This window comes from Sulfurimonas sp. hsl 1-7, assembly GCF_030577135.1.
In the GTDB taxonomy this organism is placed as follows: domain Bacteria; phylum Campylobacterota; class Campylobacteria; order Campylobacterales; family Sulfurimonadaceae; genus Sulfurimonas; species Sulfurimonas microaerophilus.
The window spans coordinates 314347-330563 of sequence record NZ_JAUIRR010000002.1 but is presented as its reverse complement, the minus strand read 5'-3'; the positions used below and the strand labels follow the sequence as shown (position 1 = coordinate 330563).

Annotated in this window: 20 protein-coding genes and 2 pseudogenes; 11 read left to right on the top strand and 11 right to left on the bottom strand. The window is 35.7% G+C overall.

The genetic code is table 11. The features are described from left to right. Positions 1-21: 21 nt before the first annotated feature. Complete coding sequence (locus QWY88_RS05400) at positions 22-1470, bottom strand: methyl-accepting chemotaxis protein (RefSeq protein WP_304544875.1); 1449 nt, start codon at positions 1468-1470, stop codon at positions 22-24. Beyond that, complete coding sequence (locus tag QWY88_RS05395; protein ID WP_304544873.1) at positions 1445-1933, bottom strand: PAS domain-containing protein; 489 nt, start codon at positions 1931-1933, stop codon at positions 1445-1447. The genes QWY88_RS05400 and QWY88_RS05395 overlap by 26 nt, the downstream gene beginning before the upstream one ends. Before the next feature lie 248 nt (positions 1934-2181). Here QWY88_RS05395 and QWY88_RS05390 point away from each other — a divergent pair, with 248 nt between their 5' ends. After that, positions 2182-2658: a type II secretion system protein gene (locus QWY88_RS05390; protein WP_304544871.1), complete on the top strand. Its 477-nt coding sequence runs from the start codon at positions 2182-2184 to the stop codon at positions 2656-2658. Between the two features lie 20 nt (positions 2659-2678). On the opposite strand, the gene QWY88_RS05385 is transcribed toward QWY88_RS05390, so the two are convergent. The 8 genes and pseudogenes from QWY88_RS05385 to QWY88_RS11665 all read right to left on the bottom strand — a co-directional run. Next, a complete protein-coding gene (locus QWY88_RS05385) occupies positions 2679-3020 on the bottom strand; it encodes a hypothetical protein (RefSeq protein ID WP_304544869.1) in 342 nt (113 codons plus the stop codon). Positions 3021-3112: 92 nt separating this feature from the next. Then, positions 3113-3535 (bottom strand): methyl-accepting chemotaxis protein, encoded by a 423-nt coding sequence (locus QWY88_RS11675; RefSeq protein ID WP_369811221.1) that lies wholly within the window; start codon positions 3533-3535, stop codon positions 3113-3115. 893 nt (positions 3536-4428) lie between these two features. Continuing rightward, positions 4429-4707 (bottom strand): annotated as a pseudogene (locus QWY88_RS05370) (PAS domain-containing protein); the annotation flags it as partial. Between the two features lie 119 nt (positions 4708-4826). After that, positions 4827-5390, bottom strand: a complete 564-nt coding sequence (locus QWY88_RS05365) for a ribonuclease HII (protein WP_304544865.1) — start codon at positions 5388-5390, stop codon at positions 4827-4829. Between the two features lies 1 nt (position 5391). Continuing rightward, positions 5392-6936 (bottom strand): hybrid sensor histidine kinase/response regulator, encoded by a 1545-nt coding sequence (locus QWY88_RS05360; RefSeq protein WP_304544863.1) that lies wholly within the window; start codon positions 6934-6936, stop codon positions 5392-5394. A 3-nt stretch (positions 6937-6939) separates the two neighbouring features. Beyond that, positions 6940-7314, bottom strand: coding sequence for a response regulator (locus tag QWY88_RS05355; RefSeq protein WP_304544861.1), 375 nt, complete (start codon positions 7312-7314; stop codon positions 6940-6942). Between the two features lie 10 nt (positions 7315-7324). Then, positions 7325-7684 carry a CZB domain-containing protein gene (locus tag QWY88_RS11670; RefSeq protein ID WP_369811220.1) on the bottom strand — a complete coding sequence of 120 codons (360 nt, stop codon included), beginning with the start codon at positions 7682-7684 and terminating at the stop codon, positions 7325-7327. Positions 7685-7732: 48 nt separating this feature from the next. Continuing rightward, positions 7733-8113: pseudogene (locus QWY88_RS11665) on the bottom strand (methyl-accepting chemotaxis protein); the annotation flags it as partial. Between the two features lie 717 nt (positions 8114-8830). On the opposite strand from QWY88_RS11665, the gene QWY88_RS05345 reads away from it, so the two are divergent. Then, entirely contained in the window at positions 8831-10138 is a 1308-nt protein-coding gene (locus QWY88_RS05345; protein WP_304544856.1) for a cryptochrome/photolyase family protein, read from the top strand. A 63-nt stretch (positions 10139-10201) separates the two neighbouring features. Then, complete coding sequence (locus tag QWY88_RS05340) at positions 10202-11026, top strand: TIGR01777 family oxidoreductase (protein ID WP_304544854.1); 825 nt, start codon at positions 10202-10204, stop codon at positions 11024-11026. Here QWY88_RS05340 and QWY88_RS05335 read toward each other — a convergent pair. Beyond that, entirely contained in the window at positions 11023-12087 is a 1065-nt protein-coding gene (locus tag QWY88_RS05335; protein ID WP_304544852.1) for a DUF4143 domain-containing protein, read from the bottom strand. The genes QWY88_RS05340 and QWY88_RS05335 overlap by 4 nt on opposite strands. A 177-nt stretch (positions 12088-12264) precedes the next feature. On the opposite strand from QWY88_RS05335, the gene rpsJ reads away from it, so the two are divergent. Genes rpsJ through rpsC form a run of 8 tightly spaced genes read left to right on the top strand, consistent with a single transcriptional unit; the run spans position 12265 to position 16217 of the window. Further along, complete coding sequence (gene rpsJ / locus QWY88_RS05330) at positions 12265-12576, top strand: 30S ribosomal protein S10 (RefSeq protein ID WP_152183763.1); 312 nt, start codon at positions 12265-12267, stop codon at positions 12574-12576. Positions 12577-12586: 10 nt separating this feature from the next. Then, positions 12587-13162: a 50S ribosomal protein L3 gene (gene rplC, locus QWY88_RS05325; RefSeq protein WP_193113822.1), complete on the top strand. Its 576-nt coding sequence runs from the start codon at positions 12587-12589 to the stop codon at positions 13160-13162. Next, positions 13162-13779 carry a 50S ribosomal protein L4 gene (gene rplD, locus QWY88_RS05320; RefSeq protein ID WP_304544849.1) on the top strand — a complete coding sequence of 206 codons (618 nt, stop codon included), beginning with the start codon at positions 13162-13164 and terminating at the stop codon, positions 13777-13779. The genes rplC and rplD overlap by 1 nt, the downstream gene beginning before the upstream one ends. Further along, on the top strand, positions 13779-14060 hold the full coding sequence (locus QWY88_RS05315; protein ID WP_193111167.1) for a 50S ribosomal protein L23: 282 nt from the start codon (positions 13779-13781) through the stop codon (positions 14058-14060). Before rplD ends, QWY88_RS05315 begins: the two co-directional genes overlap by 1 nt. 1 nt (position 14061) lies before the next feature. Next, positions 14062-14907 (top strand): 50S ribosomal protein L2, encoded by an 846-nt coding sequence (gene rplB / locus QWY88_RS05310; RefSeq protein WP_304544843.1) that lies wholly within the window; start codon positions 14062-14064, stop codon positions 14905-14907. Beyond that, on the top strand, positions 14907-15182 hold the full coding sequence (gene rpsS / locus QWY88_RS05305) for a 30S ribosomal protein S19 (RefSeq protein WP_304544841.1): 276 nt from the start codon (positions 14907-14909) through the stop codon (positions 15180-15182). Before rplB ends, rpsS begins: the two co-directional genes overlap by 1 nt. A 2-nt stretch (positions 15183-15184) precedes the next feature. Then, positions 15185-15502, top strand: a complete 318-nt coding sequence (gene rplV, locus QWY88_RS05300) for a 50S ribosomal protein L22 (protein WP_152183758.1) — start codon at positions 15185-15187, stop codon at positions 15500-15502. 1 nt (position 15503) lies between these two features. Then, positions 15504-16217, top strand: a complete 714-nt coding sequence (rpsC, locus tag QWY88_RS05295; protein WP_193113826.1) for a 30S ribosomal protein S3 — start codon at positions 15504-15506, stop codon at positions 16215-16217.

Here is a 16217-nt window from a genome sequence, read left to right as displayed (position 1 = left end):
GCATTTATTCTAGTTATTCAATTAGGGTCTTTTATATGTTTGTGAAATCGCTTCATGAAGCATATCATCCAGCAAGTTAAAGAGTTGACTAGAAGCATTCTCCATCTCTCTAAAAGTTTCGAAAAGTACCTCTGCATGCTTAAGGAGATTTTCCTCTTTATTATCAAATAGCTTCATCGCATATGTTACTGATTCATGCACCTTTTTATGCGGTTGAGGCAGATGTTTATATGCCTGCGTCATTCCAAGTTGTTCTTTTCCTTTTCCCCGTTCATACCAAGTTCCTAGACGACAATTGTGATGGTCTGTAAATTCCCCTAGAATTTTTCTTTGGTAAATAGAACTGTATGCTTTATCTTTGAAGAGAATATGATCAATTTTTGCAAGCGTTACAAAAGAAGATTTTTCAATACTTAGTACAAGTTCCGCTGTTCGTTTTGAATCATCGTTAAAACCATAAATTGATTTCGTAAAATCTTGAATCATCGAATTTGATTCTATTGAAAGTTCGCTCATAGATTCTGAATAATCACAAATGGAAGCTGTCTCTTGTTGCAACACTCCAATAGCGACAGAGATCTCTGTAGTAGCTGCCTGTGTTTTTTCTGCAAGTTTTCGTACATTGTCTGCTACTACTGCAAAACCTCTTCCATGTTCTCCTGCACGTGCTGCTTCTATGGCTGCATTGAGTGCTAAGAGATTTGTTTGTTCAGCAATATCTTTAATAAGATTAACAACAGAATTTATATCGTTAGCACGAACACCAAGTGCATTGATCGCATCGTTAGATGTATTTACAAGTTCGGTAAGTTCGTTTAAATTTTGGGTGACTTTATTAAGTCCCTCAACTGTTTGACTCGATTTAGATGCCGTCTCTTTAGATATGTCGGTGATATAGGAGAGTTCTTCTATAGAGTTTGAAAGACTTTTTTGAATAACATCCAAACCGCCCGTCGAACGCCCGATTTCAGAAAGAGTTGTATCTAATTTAGAATATTTTACAACCTCATGATTCTCTTTCATTTTTACCGTACTTCCATTGATCTTCTCAGCCGATTTTTTATACAGACCTTTCAATCCGTAAGTTTGTACCAAACGGTAGTATTTATCTTCAGAAAGTGCATCAATTACCGCAAAGGTATCACGCATATATACCTCAAGCTGATCAAGCATATTGTTTGTACTTGTACACAAAGCTTTAAGCTCCCCCTTGGCATCAATAGATGTAAGACGGGATTCTAGCTTGCCGAGTTCCACTTCACACATCATTTCAGATACATTTTCAATCACTTTTTTCGTTTTTCTAATGTTTGTAAAAATGATCCAGGCAATGATAAAGTTCAGAATATTAAAAAGCTCTATCCAATGAAAGCCGTCAGAAATAATTGCATATAGAAGTGTCAGTGAAAAAATAGCAATTGAGGCAATATTTAAATATTGAATTTTAGAAAGAGAAGATAAATTCATCATACGAAACTCCTTTTTCTTTTAACAATGTTTGTAATATCTTCCTTGAACTCTTTAAACCTCCTGATTTTTCGGCAATTAACAGTTTGTGATAAAGCGGTTTTATAAACTCTAAGGAACTTTTTTTTGGGCTTCTACGTGCAGAGTGGTACCCTATGATAGTATCGTGTTCATCTATACTTGCCGTAACATTTGCAAAAACCCAATAAAAATCTTTCTCTTTTGTTTGATTGATTACATAAGCAAAAACCTCTTTTTTTTGTTGAATGTTTTTCCATAAATACTCAAAAATCACTGCGGGCATCTGCGGATGTCGCAATATATTATGCGGTTGACCTAAAAGCTCCTTTTCTGAATAGCCGCTCATTTTTATAAAGAGGTCATTTCCATAGGTTATACGTCCTTTTGTATCCGTTTTTGAAACAATAAACTCATCTTCACTAAACGTCAGTTCTTTTCCTGCCACGTCACCTTCCTTTTTATTAAAAAAAATTATAGATAAAAGTATGTCGGCTTAGTGTTGCATCTGTGTTGCATTCTTTGCACTAACGGTCTGTTTTTATGGAAAAATATTCCCACAAAGAGAGGTGAAACTTGAATTTTGTTTAGGCAGTAAGCATGCAGTAGTACAATATGAAACATAATATGTTAATAAAAACTAAAGTTAGTTTTAGAAATAATGGATATATATTAAAGTTATCTCAGGAGTTTCACATGAAAAGAGCTGCTTTTAACATGATAGAGTTGATCTTTGTAATTATTATCGTAGGTGTTTTATCAGCGGTGTCTTTGCCGAAATTTTTTGGGGTGAGTGAACAAGCTAATGAAGTCGTAATGAAAGGATTTGTCGGAACACTTAATCGTACAGTTGGTCCGGTGAAATGGCATGCATCTCTAGAAGATGGAAAAAAAGGTAGTGTTATAGATGGAAATTACAATATTACAAATAGGGATATAGATTTTCCTCCATCTTTTAGTAGTTTTACGGTTGATTTGACCAAATGTATTGATGCTAATGCAACTTCGGCTACTACATTTCCATCTAATGCAGCAAGAACTACAGATAACAAGTATGAAATTATATGTAGAGATGGAAATAGTACAACTACACCAAGGTTCTGGTACTGGGAATACGGTAGTAAAACAACACCTACATTAGCAGATGTGAATAACTCTTCCATGAAATATTAGCTTGTAGTTCAAAAAATCTTCTAATTAAGCGTTTGATATTTATGTTTTAAAGTATCTCTATACTCTTCATAAATACTTTCTAATGATTGGTTTTTAAACATTTTTAGTACTTCTCGTGCAAAGTCTAAAGAGTAGTCTACAAATTGCCCTTTGTCTTGTTCGATAATCTCTTCCAGTACGTCATACATTTTATTGTAAATTTCAGGATTTTCGCTTTTGAGTCGCTCAAGGTTTTCCTGAATTTGGATCAGTTTAGCATCATTAAATTCACCACGCTCATTGATATCTTTTCTACGCTCTACATATTCTCGTAAATCTTTTTTATTACGAATGTAATCTGTAAATATCTCTATTAGTAACATTGTATATCCTTTTACAATAGAATTTATATATTATTGTAGAATATAAACGAAGCAATAATATAGCAATTTATAAATTTATATAATAAATTAGCTTAATTTGTTAAGTTGTTCAGTGTATCTATAATCTCATCCATCTTACTGCTAACATTGCTAACATCACCGGATATTTCATTAACATGTTTAGCATTTTTATTTAACGATTCGGAACTTTCTGCAATCGATTGAATAAGCAGGTTTGTAGTAGTTGATGTCTCAGCAAGACTTGCTTGTGTTCGCTCTGCAAGTTTTCTTACTTCATCGGCTACAACGGCAAAGCCACGACCGTGATCACCGGCACGTGCAGCTTCTATGGCTGCATTAAGTGCTAAAAGATTTGTTTGATCGGCAATATCCCCTATGGTCTCTAAGATGATTTTTGTTTCATTCGCATTTTCTACAAGTGTTTGGAGCTTATGCACCATATCGTTCTCTTTGTCTGAAATATGATGAATCTGTTCAACAATATCTGTGATCATCTTTTTAAAATCTACTATTGTTGTATTTGTTATCTCTTCGATTGTATCATTTAATGTTTGTGAAGACTCCATTATCTGTTTATTTGAATCTTCATTTTGTTGTTGCATGCTGCTGAGGGCTTCACCAAGAGCATTAATATTGTTCAGAAGATCTGCCATTTTTGCTTCCACTTTGACTTCACTTCTAGCTTCAAATTGACCGTTTGAAAACTGTTTTAGTGTGTTTATAGCATTATCAAGGTTCTCCTCAGAATTATCTAACATTTTATTCAAACTGTTTCTTAAAACATGTACATGGGGTGTTTTTGTATCGGCTGAGATGCGACAGGAGAAATGTCCTTTGGCTACTTTATCTGCTATGAGTACCATCTCACCTGCTACTTTTGTATCCTCTAGTGTAGCTTGTTGGCAACTGTGAATAATCTGGTTAAAACTCTCTTCCACTTCGTTTGCTGCATTTTCATTATGGTTAAGCTGATTTCTTTTAAAATTCATCATCTCAATAAGTTCTAAATGTTTTTTTTGAATCTCTGCATTTGCTTGAGTAGAAGTGTTTTTAAATAAAACTATCACTAAAAGGTAGGTAATCAAAGTGATTAGAGTATAAACAAGTGTTGAATCGCTGAAGTAAAATGAACAAAATATAAGGAGAAAGAAGAAAGAGATAAGGATGTTTTTTTGCAAGTTAGTCATATAAAACCTCTTACACAAATGTACGATAAAGCTGCTCAGCTTGTGTAATCTCTTCAGGGGAAGGTTTACGTCTGCATGAGAGATATGTTCTTATCTTTTGAATCTCGTCGTATAGTGGATAAACAGTTGCATAGACCCAATAAAAGCCACCGTTCTTGGTACGGTTTTTTACATATCCGNTTTTGAATCTCGTCGTATAGTGGATAAACAGTTGCATAGACCCAATAAAAGCCACCGTTCTTGGTACGGTTTTTTACATATCCGTGCCATACTTGATTTGCTTTAACAGTATTCCAGAGATCTTCAAATGCAGATCTTGGCATATCATCATGTCTCACTATACTGTGAGGCTGTCCAATAAGCTCATCCAATGAATATCCGGCGACTTTGCAAAAGTCATCGTTAGCAAAAAGAATAATCCCTTGCTCATTCGTTTGGGAGACTAGAAAATCATCACTTTTCAATACATATTCATCCATAATAACTCCTAAAGTTATTTTATATTTTTATTGAATAGGAATTATTCTATAGCTATTGGTATAAAGAAAAGCTTAAAAATAACTTTTTCCATAAAAAAAATTATAAATAAAAGTTATTTTTAAATATTGTCAAATAATGTAGGTTCTAATGCTTTAATCTTAAAACTTCTTCTGTGTATAGGAGAATATCCATGCTTTTTAATAAGTGCGACATGCGATGCAGTACCGTATCCTTTGTGTTTTTCAAATTGATAGAGGGGATACTTTTTGGCATCAGATATAATATTTCGATCATGGGTTACTTTTGCAAGAATGGAAGCAGCACTTACTTCGGGGATTTTCCCATCCGCTTTTACCATCGTTTTTAGATCTGCTATACCGAATGTTGTATTTCCGTCAAAGAGATACTCTTTTGCTTTTAGGGTAGATTTGATCTCTTGTAGTGCTTCTTGCATACATACAGAGATCCCTTTTTGATCAATTTCATGAGAAGACTTGATCACTATGTGGTGGTGTGTCGTATTTTTTACCAGATCAAAGAGTTCGTATCTTTTTTTCTCGGTAATCTTTTTTGAGTCATTCAGACCATCGGGTATAACAGTGTCATTTTTAAAAATACAAGCTGCAACAACAAGATCACCGGCAATACAGCCGCGACCCGCTTCATCTATTCCGCATAGCATACTATAGCTCTCCTTTAATAGGTAGATACACTTCAAAAAGTGCTCCGTTTTCATGATTAGAAGGGATGATTTTCCCGTTATGGTCATCTATGATCCGTTTTGCGACATTAAGACCGATTCCCATTCCGCCTTCCTCCTTATTACTTTCAAAAGGATCGAAGATGTTTGGTAAGATCTTTTCATCAATACCGCCACCATTATCCTGGATTCTAACTACGATAAACTCATCTTCTCTCTCTACCGTTATCTCTAAAAGTCTTTGGCTGAAATCATCTATTCTTTTAAGTGCATCCAGGGCATTGTTAATGATGATCACTAAAACTTGTTCAATCCTTTGTTGTTGAACATCGGCAATATACTTAAACTTCTCTTTATCCATACCAATTTTAAATATTTCATTTTGAATACGTATCTCAGAGATCTGTTTTGCTTTATTGTACGCAAGTGTTAATGCTGTGATCAAAGAGGCATATACATTTGTGGGTTGCGGCACCTCTTGTTTTTGGGAAGCCATCTCCCTCATCGATTCCACGATACTGGCAATACGGTGAACACCGTCAAGAAGTGTTTTACTGTCTTCAAGAAGATAATCTTTTTGTTTAACCGTATCATCCATACTCTGAATATCTTGGAGCATCAACTCTATATTCCCTTTAATATATGTTAACGGTGTATTGATCTCGTGAGTAATGCCGGCTGCCATTCTACCGATAGTTGAAAACTTTGTTTCCAAAAGGTTTTTATCTACCTCTTCTTGGATACGACGCTTGAGATACTCCTCTTGATAAAACAGATCGGTAATATCCTGTCTGAGTGCTATAAACTCTACAATCTCATTATCTTCATTGAGAATAGGTACGATAATAGAGTATTCATAGGAGGTTTTACCGTTTTTTTTACGGTTTTTGATCCTCCCTTTCCAAACTTTTTTCTGTGTAATGGTTTTCCAAAGATCTTCATAAGTTCCAGGTGGCGTATCGGCATGTTTGACTAAATTGTGCTTATGACCGATGAGCTCTTCTCTGCTATAGCCTAACATTTTACAAAAGGCATCATTGACATAGGTGATAGTACCGTTGGTATCTGTTTTTGTAACTGCAGAACTTACATCTATTGCACGTTTGTACTCATTTAAAAGTTTCATCTTATGTGTAAGGTTACGTTCCAGTAAAACTCTATGTGCGTATTTGTATAGGAGTTTTTCGAGCCGATCGAAACTGATAGGTTTAAACAAGTAGCCCTCTATCCCGATATCAACAGCTCTTTCTGTGATCTCTTTTTCAAAACGGGTTGTAATCAGGAGAATAGGGACATGGGAAGTGATAGACTTGATCTTTTCAGACATAACAAGCCCATCCATAATCGGCATGCTTAAGTCTGTTAAAATCAGATCAGGCTGGTAGTTTAAAAAGCATTCATATCCCTCTTTGCCGTCTTTAGCTGTATATATTTTGGCAAATTCAAGTTGTTCAAGAAAGTGTTTAAGCATCTCTCTTGAGCTGTCTTCATCCTCAACGAGGAGTATGGATACCTCTTCTAAACTCATAGGTTATTTTTTCAAAACCTCTTCAATTTTTTTCCCTAAAGCTTCTAATGAAGGGAAAGGTTTCATAATATAGTCAGTTGCACCGTATCTATGTGAATTGAGTACTTTATCCAGTGTAGAGTATGCCGTCATCATCAGTACTTTCGCATCCGGAGTTTTTTCTAAAAGTTTTGGCAGCGCATCTATACCACTCATTTGCGGCATCATTATATCTAGGAGTATAATGTCTGTATCTTTAGGAAGAGAAGAGATAGCAGTAAGGGGGTTGTTGAAAGTTCTTACTTTATAGTTACCGTTTCGTGTTAAAAATCTCTCTAACATTGTTAAAATTTCATTTTCATCATCAATGATTACAATATTTTTTTTTGATTCTTCCATCATAACATCCTTAATTAAATAATTCTTTTGTTGCTAAGTGCATCATCTCTTTTGCACGTTCTTCAACCAGTTGATCTAAATATTTAAATACATCTTTACTCGCATCTTCAATAGCATTGATACGTTTTTCTATAATCTCTTTTGAACATATAACCTTATCGCCGCCACACTCATCTGCAAGTAAATTTGCCTCTTGATGGACAATAGCATGAGGCTGGTCAAGTTTAACATATGAAGGCATTTTTGAAAAGTTCTCTTTTCCTATTCCATCTGAATACCATTTCCCGAGACGACACTCTTTATGAGATACCGATTTAAATGTATTTTCCTCTCCAAAGATAAGGGCATATACATTATGTTTATAGATCACGTGATCGATTTTTGCCAGAGATGTAAAGATTTTATCACTTAAGTGTTCCACTTCAAACTGGTTTCGGGATGCATTCTCTTGGAAAGATTTTATCTTTTTGTTTAAGTTCGCAATGTTGTCTTTTGTATTAACTACAATAGTATTTACTTCATTTGTACTTGTCTCAGCCTGGTGAGTCTCCTGCTGCATCGCTTTTACGACCAGTGAGATATCTTTAGTTGCAGTAGCTGTCTTTTCAGCTAGTTTTCTTACTTCATCTGCAACTACGGCAAAACCACGTCCATGCTCACCTGCACGAGCTGCTTCAATTGCAGCATTAAGGGCAAGAAGGTTTGTCTGATCGGCGATATCTTGAATAAGTGTAATAACACTGGAAATCTCGTTGCTTCTTTCATTGAGTGAATTCATCCCGCTGAGATTGTCTTCCATATGCTGCGTTAATAGATCCATATCAGAAGATGATTGTATGATCAAAGACAATCCCTCTTTTGATTCATTCGCGATCTCTACCGATTCGCTTTTCATAACTTTTAACTCTTCAAGCATGAGTGAAAATGTATTTTGGGTATCTAGTAAGGCAGTAGTAATTGCATGTTGGTGTAAAGAAAGGATGTTGCTGTCACGAGTATCTCTCATATCTGTTTTTTTGATCACATAAAGGGTCGCATCAGTACTTTGCATCTTTTTAGATACTACTTTCCCCGTACAATGGTTAAGTTCTATAATTTCAGTATTTTTTTGCAGTTCTTTAGCTAATTGAGTATGCTCTTGGATATTGGTTGCAGCATTGCTGTTTTCAAAAATATATTCTTCATTATTATCTAATGCAACAACAATCTCATCTTGAGAAAAGTTTGCGATCTCTTTGTAAAAATTAAGTTCATTTTCGAGCGCAGCTATTTTATTTTCCAGCTCTTGAACTCTCTTTGTATCATCATTTTTAGAAAAAAACATCTTGTTAAACACCCTACTGTAAATTTTGGTAATTCTAGCATAGATTACTTTGAAGTTAGTTGTAAACATAATTGGCGGATAATTTAAAACTACAAAATAATTTTATACAATGATAGAGTTATAAAAATTAATAGGAATAAAGATGCAAGTTTCGCTCCAATCAACAAACCCATATACTAAAAGTAAAAAATTATGAAGCGTATTCTTTGGTTTCGCAGAGATTTGCGAGTAAGAGATAACAAACTTCTTTCCTATACGGGGGAAGTGCTTCCTATATTTATATTTGATAAACATATTTTAGATAAGTTAGAGAAAGATGATAAACGTGTAACTCTTATATATGATTATGTATTTGAATTAAAAAAAGAGCTCCAAGCACTAGGGCTTGATCTGAAAATATTTTACGATTTTCCTGAAGATGTTTTTGAGAAGCTGTTAAAGGAGTATGATTTTGATGAGGTAGTAGCTTCCGGTGATTACGATTCATATGCGAAACAACGAGATCTTACTATCTCTCATAAGATCCACTTTCGTTATCTCAATGAAACGTATCTCTTTAAATCCAAAGAGATTTTAAAAAAAGATGGTACCCCTTATCTTCTCTTCACCCCTTTTTATAAAGTTGCCATGGAGCGTTTAAAATCAAAAGATCTTACAGAAGTGAAGATTGGCTCAATGCAGTTACTCTCCTACAATTATGAGGATACACCTAGTTTGTCTGATATGGGTTTTGTCAAACAAAACATTACACTTCCAAAAGCTCGCCAAAAGCTCGAAGATTTTAAAAAGAAGTTGGCTGATTATAAAACACAAAGAGATTTTCCCTCACTAAATGGCACTTCAGAACTCAGTGTTTCTATCCGTTTTGGAGTATTAGGCATTAGAGAGATAGTAAGGGAGTTATTTGCAATTCAAGGAAGTTACGACTTTATAAGAGAGTTGATATTCAGAGAATTTTATGCCTATCTGCTTTTTCATTTTCCAAGCTTGGAGACCCAAAATTTCAAGTACACATTTCAGGGAATAAAAGATAGTCAAAAATTTGAAAAGTTTGTAAATGCAAAAACGGGTGTCCCTTTTATAGATGCAGGGGTAAGGGAATTGCTCACTAAGGGAAAGATGCATAATAGAGTAAGGATGGTAGTCGCTTCATTCTTTACCAAGGATCTTCTATTACCCTGGCAGATGGGTGAGGCTTTTTTTGCAAAATATCTTCTTGATTACGATAAAGCAAGTAATGTATTGTCGTGGCAGTGGAGTGCGGGAACCGGAGTAGACCCTCAGCCCTATTTTAGAGTTTTTAACCCTTACCTACAAAGTAAAAAGTTTGATAAAGATGTAATCTATATAAAAAAATATCTGCCTGAGTTACAAGAGATACCGTCAAAATATCTACATGATGAACATTATCTTCTAAGCAATGATATCCCTAACTATCCGAAACCGATGGTTGTTCATAAGGAGGCTGCAAAAAGAGCAATAGAACTATTTAAACACTAAAAGAAAAAAATATACAAAGTAACGCGATAGTATGATACTATTATAAGATACAGGAGGTGCGTTATGAAAGTAGCAATCACCGGAGCAAGTGGTTTTGTGGGATCACACTTGCAAAAACATTTTCAAGAGAATGTACATATTCATAGAGATGATACAAAAGAGCAGATACTTGAAAAACTCGAAGGTGTAGATACTGTTATCAATCTTGCCGGAGCTCCCATTATTAAAAGATGGAATGAGGAGTATAAAAAAGTACTTATAAATAGTAGAGTGGAAACGACAAAAACTTTAGTAAGTGCGATCAACGAGAGTGATGTGAATTACTTTATCTCCACATCGGCTATCGGGGCATATCCTGATGATGGTGTTTATGATGAGAGTTACAAAGAGTATGCAGATGATTTTTTGGGATCATTAACAAAGGTATGGGAAGAAAGTGCGTTAGAGTGTAGCAAACCGACCGCTATTACCCGTTTTGGGATTGTGATCGGAAAGGAAGGCGGAGCATTAAAGCAGATGCTAACACCCTTTAAACTGGGTGTCGCCGGAATCGTAGGCGACGGTACAACGATAATGAGCTGGATCGACATAGATGATTTGGTAGCTGCATACAAGCATCTATGTGAGAAAAAACTTGTGGGTACTTTTAATCTTACTACCCCCAAACCTGTAAGGAATTACGAATATACAAAAGCACTAGGCGCTATATTGCACAGACCTACGCTGCTCCCTTTACCGGAGTTTGTACTTAAAATCATTTACGGAGAGGCTGCAACGGTACTTACCGGATCTAAAGAGATCCATCCAAGAGCTTTATTGGAGAGCGGGTTTGAGTTTAAATACCCAACGATACAATCGAGCCTGCAGCATCAACTATCATCTCTCTAGTCGCCGAGTGCCCATACATCAAAGGGGATAATGTTGACTTTAGAAAGAGGGTGGGAGAGAGAGCCCTCTTTATTCATAGTAACTACTGTGATCTTTCTAATTGAATATGTAAAGATAAACGCTTCTAAACTCTCTAGCTTTTTAAACACCTTTCTCTCGTCCGCAAAGGGTTTACACAAAATGATCTCATCGTCTTGGGGAAGATAAAACTCCAGATCGTCATCGTAATAGAGCTCTTTATTTTGTTTTTGAAGCTCAAGGTAAACCATATTTTCAAATAAGCGTCCAAAGTTTTTTTCTAAAGAGAGTGCTGATTTTAAAGATGTATCACATAGATAGACCTTTTTTGTCGCTCTTGTATGGTTAAACTTCTCTAGAAGATGGATATATTTTTTTTCTACCAAACTTTCAAATGATTTATAGAGTTTGTCTTTTGAAATCTTTCTTTTTGCCTTTAACCTTTCATAGATTGTAAAAGCAGAGAGTTTTTGAGAGTTAAACTTTGCACAAAGTATGAGAATATCAAATTCAATATTATCCAAAGCATTTTGAAATACTTGTTGCAGGTAGATATTCCTCTCATCACTATATATCTTGTGCATCACGGCAAGTCCGCCAAGTTGGAAGAAGTGATTTAAAGCAGAGGAGTCATATTTGTGTTCATACGCCAGAAACTCTTCGTAATCGAGCGGATAAAGATCAAGAGTATCTAGTTCGGGAATAGGTAGCTTTTTCTCTGAGGTGATAATAAGCTGGGAAACATTTGGAAAGTTAAACTCCTCTTTATAGTTATCAAAAACAAGAATATCGATTCTGTTATCCTTACAAAACTTATTGAGTGAATCATTCAGCGTTTCTACATCTATTCTGATGTCGTTGCAATCTATATAAAGATAGCTGCTTTTTTTATGAGAGAGCAGATACGATTTTACAAGTTGTGTTTTTCCGCTCTTTGTAATTCCGTTAATTTGATACGATCTTTCATCGATCTGTACCTTCCTGTCATGATATTTATCAAGGTGCAAATCAATTTTATAAAACTCTTCAAGTAAAATTTCCATATTTTTATCCAAAATTTTGATAACATAATTTTATCACTTCCTTATTAAAAGGAAATAAATTTCTTTATTTTTCATTTTTTAGCCCCTAAATCCTTGAATTATAGAACTAATTTGAGTATAATTCTGCTCCCTTAAATGGTTAGCCATCGAGCTAACGAGTTCTTTAGAAGGAAAATTATGGAAAAAATTCGTTTGAAATTGAAAGCTTACGATCATCGTGTACTTGATAGATCTGTAGCGTCAATCGTAGAGGCTGTTAAGCGTACTGGTGCGGTAATCCGTGGTCCAATACCTTTACCAACAAAAATTCGTAAATATACAGTTTTAAAGTCTGTTCACGTTAACAAAAAATCTCGTGAGCAATTTGAAATTCGTATGCATGCAAGAATGATTGATATCGTTTCTGCTACGCCAGAGACTGTAGATTCATTAATGAAACTAGATCTTGCACCAGAAGTGGACGTTGAAGTTCGCTCAATGGATAAATAAGGAGTAACAAGTGGAATATATTGTTGAAAAAATCGGTATGAGCCGTACTATCACAGTTCCTGCAAAACCTGTTACTCTTTTAAGAGTTCTAGATGCAAAAGTGTGTGATGTAAACGATGGTAAAGCACTAGTGGCTTACGCTAGCGGCAAAAAAATGAATAAAGCAATTGAAGGTCAACAGAAGAAATTTAACCTTTCATCTGAGTTTAACCGTTTCGTTACTTTAGAAGTTGCAAACACTGAAGCTGGTGATTTAGATCTAGCTCCATTAGCAGAAGCAACAACTGTAAAATCAACTTTTACAACTAAAGGTCGCGGTTTTCAAGGTGGTATGAAGCGTTGGAATTTCGGTGGTGGTCCTGCATCTCACGGTCATAGATTTGGTCGTAGAACAGGTTCTATCGGTAATGCTGAATGGCCAGGTCGTGTTATGAAAGGTAAGAAAATGCCTGGACAATACGGAAATACACAAAACAGTGTAAAAAATGAGATCGTTTCTTTCGATGCTGAAAACAAAATCATTGCGGTTTTAGGTTCAGTAAGTGGAGCTAACGGTACTTTAGGTCGTGTAAAGGTAGCTAAATAATGAGTGCAGCAATCGTTTTAAATGAAAAAATGGAAAAAGCATCTGAGATCGTATTACCAGAGTCTTTCTCTGGAATCAATCCTCATAACTTATACCTTTATGTAAAATCAGCTCAAGCTGCTATGCGTGCTAATACAGCAATCGCAAAAGGTAGAAGTGATGTACGTGGTGGTGGTAAAAAGCCATGGGCTCAAAAAGGTGGCGGACGTGCTCGTGCTGGTTCTCGTCGTTCTCCTGTATTCGTAGGTGGTGGTAAAGCTTTTGGTCCACAAAACAACCGTAACTACGATTTAAAAGTTAACAAAAAGCAAAAGAAACTTGCTTTAAATTTTGCTCTTAACGAGCATGCACAAAACGGTACTCTTTTTGTAGTAGACAGCATTGAAGTAGCATCTGGTAAAACTAAAGATGCAAACGCAATGTTCAAAGCTCTTAACCAAAGAGATACTTTATTTGTAAAATCGATTTTAGATGAAAAAACATACTTAGCATTTGAAAACATTCAATCTACTTATGTAATTGAGTCTAATGAGTTAAACGCATACTTAGCTGCAAACTATCGTTCAATCGTGATAGAAAAAGCTGTATGGGAAAATCTTGTAAGTGAGGCTAAGTAATGGCAGATATTACAGATATTAAATCTATACTATATACAGAGAAGACTCTTGGTCTACAAGAAGATGGTGTTATCGTTGTTCAAACTTCACCACGTATGACTAAAACAGGTCTTAAAGAGGTGTTTAGAGAGTATTTTGGAATTATTCCTTCAAAAATCAACTCTTTAAATCAAAGCGGAAAAGTAAAAAGATTCCGTGGTGTACAAGGTAAACAAAACGACTTCAAAAAGTTCTATGTTACTTTACCAGAAGGTGCACAAATAGAAAGTTTGGCGGTATAAGATGGCAATTAAAACTTATAGACCGATAACTCCATCTCGTCGTTTTTATACGAATGTAGATAGTTCAGACATTACAGCAAAAGCAAGTGTTCGTTCATTATTAGTTAAGTTACCAACTCACTCTGGTCGTAACAACAACGGACGTATCACATCTCGTCATAAGCAAGCGGGTGCTAAAAAACTTTACCGTATCATTGATTTCAAAAGAAATAAAATGAACATCGAAGGTACAGTTAGCACTATCGAGTACGATCCATACAGAAACTGTAGAATCGCTCTTGTAACTTACGCTGATGGTGAAAAAAGATATATCCTACAACCAAAAGGTTTAAATGTAGGTGACAAAATTTCAGCAGCTGAATCTGGTTTAGACGTTAAACCTGGTAATGCTATGAAACTTAAAAACATCCCTGTTGGTACAACTGTACACAACGTTGAGTTAAAAGTTGGAAAAGGTGGACAAATGGTACGTTCAGCTGGAACTTCTGCTCAAATTATGGGTCGTGACGGTAAGTATGTTTCTTTACGTATGCCTTCATCTGAAATGAGACTTGTTCTTGGTGAATGTATGGCAACTGTTGGTGTAGTTGGAAATGAAGAATACTCTAACATCGTTTTAGCAAAAGCTGGTCGTACTCGTCATATGGGTATCCGTCCTCAAACTCGTGGTTCTGCAATGAACCCAATTGATCACCCGCATGGTGGTGGTGAAGGTAAAACGAATTCAGGTCGTCATCCAGTTACTCCTTGGGGTAAACCAACTAAGGGTGCTAAAACTCGTCGTAAAAAAGCAAGTGATAAACTAATCATCACTCGTCGTAAACCAAATGCAAAAAGGGTAGGTTAATGGCTCGTTCAGTTAAAAAAGGTCCATTCGTAGATGACCATTTAATGAAAAAAGTTGAAACTGCTAAAGCTAGTGGAGACAAAAAACCTATAAAAACTTGGTCTAGAAGATCAGTTGTTCTTCCTGAGATGATAGGTTTAACATTAAATGTTCATAATGGTCGCCAATTCGTTCCTGTATATGTTACAGAGAATCACATTGGTTATAAACTTGGTGAATTTGCACCAACTCGTACATTTAAGGGCCACAAAGGCTCTGTTCAGAAGAAGGGGTAATCATGGCTAGAGCATTATTAAAATTTATCCGTGTATCACCAATTAAATCTCGTCTAATTGCTAGAGAGGTTCAAGGTATGAATGCTGAAGAAGCAATGGCTGCTTTAGAATTTACTCCAAACAAGGCTGCAAAAATCATCTCTAAAGTTATTGCATCTGCAGTAGCTAACAGTGGTAATGAAGCAGAAGATTGTGTTATCACATCTTGTCGTGTTGACAATGGTCCAGTACTAAAACGTTTCCGTCCACGTGCTCGTGGTATGGCTTCAGGTATTAGAAAACCAACAGCACATATCTTAGTAGAAGTAGAGGGTAAATAGTATGGGTCAAAAAGTTAATCCTATTGGTTTACGTCTTGGAATCAACCGTAACTGGGAAAGCCGTTGGTTTCCTAAGTTTGAATCTGCTGCAGCAAATTTAGGTGAAGATCACAAGATCAGAACATATTTAAAGAAAGAACTTTACTATGCTGGTGTTTCTAACATCATCATTGAAAGAACTGTTAAAAGATTACGTGTAACTATCATTGCTGCTCGTCCTGGTATTATCATCGGGAAAAAAGGTGCTGATATTGAGAAACTTAAAACTTCTCTTCAAAACCTTATCGGTAAAGCTGTTTCTGTAAACATCAAAGAAGAGAAAAAAGCTCAAGCTTCTGCACAATTAGTTGCTGAGAATGTTGCTACTCAATTAGAGCGTCGTGTTGCATTCCGTAGAGCTATGAAAAAAGTTATGCAAGGTGCACAAAGAAGTGGTGCGAAAGGTATCAAAGTTTCTGTTTCTGGTCGTCTTGGCGGTGCTGAAATGGCAAGAACTGAGTGGTACTTAGAAGGACGTGTTCCTCTTCATACACTTCGTGCAAAAATCGACTATGGTTTCGCAGAAGCTCATACTACATACGGTATCATCGGTATTAAAGTATGGATCTTCAAAGGTGAGGTACTTACTAAAGGTATCCCTGCAGAAGCTAAAGAAGAGAAAAAAGAGCGTCGCGGAAGAAAACCACGTCGTGAAAATAGTGAAAAGGCGGAATAG

What these genes read in the sequence shown, in the direction of transcription:
- QWY88_RS05390 (WP_304544871.1), top strand. Translation starts at nt 2,182, where the DNA reads ATGAAAAGAGCTGCTTTTAACATGATAGAGTTGATCTTTGTAATTATT.
- QWY88_RS05385 (WP_304544869.1), bottom strand. Translation starts at nt 3,020, where the DNA reads ATGTTACTAATAGAGATATTTACAGATTACATTCGTAATAAAAAAGAT.
- QWY88_RS05340 (WP_304544854.1), top strand. Translation starts at nt 10,202, where the DNA reads ATGAAAGTAGCAATCACCGGAGCAAGTGGTTTTGTGGGATCACACTTG.
- QWY88_RS11675 (WP_369811221.1), bottom strand. Translation starts at nt 3,535, where the DNA reads ATGATCACAGATATTGTTGAACAGATTCATCATATTTCAGACAAAGAG.
- rplD (WP_304544849.1), top strand. Translation starts at nt 13,162, where the DNA reads ATGAGTGCAGCAATCGTTTTAAATGAAAAAATGGAAAAAGCATCTGAG.
- QWY88_RS05355 (WP_304544861.1), bottom strand. Translation starts at nt 7,314, where the DNA reads ATGGAAGAATCAAAAAAAAATATTGTAATCATTGATGATGAAAATGAA.
- QWY88_RS05400 (WP_304544875.1), bottom strand. Translation starts at nt 1,470, where the DNA reads ATGATGAATTTATCTTCTCTTTCTAAAATTCAATATTTAAATATTGCC.
- rpsJ (WP_152183763.1), top strand. Translation starts at nt 12,265, where the DNA reads ATGGAAAAAATTCGTTTGAAATTGAAAGCTTACGATCATCGTGTACTT.
- rplV (WP_152183758.1), top strand. Translation starts at nt 15,185, where the DNA reads ATGGCTAGAGCATTATTAAAATTTATCCGTGTATCACCAATTAAATCT.
- rpsC (WP_193113826.1), top strand. Translation starts at nt 15,504, where the DNA reads ATGGGTCAAAAAGTTAATCCTATTGGTTTACGTCTTGGAATCAACCGT.
- QWY88_RS05365 (WP_304544865.1), bottom strand. Translation starts at nt 5,390, where the DNA reads ATGCTATGCGGAATAGATGAAGCGGGTCGCGGCTGTATTGCCGGTGAT.
- QWY88_RS05315 (WP_193111167.1), top strand. Translation starts at nt 13,779, where the DNA reads ATGGCAGATATTACAGATATTAAATCTATACTATATACAGAGAAGACT.
- rplB (WP_304544843.1), top strand. Translation starts at nt 14,062, where the DNA reads ATGGCAATTAAAACTTATAGACCGATAACTCCATCTCGTCGTTTTTAT.
- rpsS (WP_304544841.1), top strand. Translation starts at nt 14,907, where the DNA reads ATGGCTCGTTCAGTTAAAAAAGGTCCATTCGTAGATGACCATTTAATG.
- QWY88_RS05360 (WP_304544863.1), bottom strand. Translation starts at nt 6,936, where the DNA reads ATGAGTTTAGAAGAGGTATCCATACTCCTCGTTGAGGATGAAGACAGC.
- QWY88_RS05345 (WP_304544856.1), top strand. Translation starts at nt 8,831, where the DNA reads ATGAAGCGTATTCTTTGGTTTCGCAGAGATTTGCGAGTAAGAGATAAC.
- QWY88_RS05335 (WP_304544852.1), bottom strand. Translation starts at nt 12,087, where the DNA reads ATGGAAATTTTACTTGAAGAGTTTTATAAAATTGATTTGCACCTTGAT.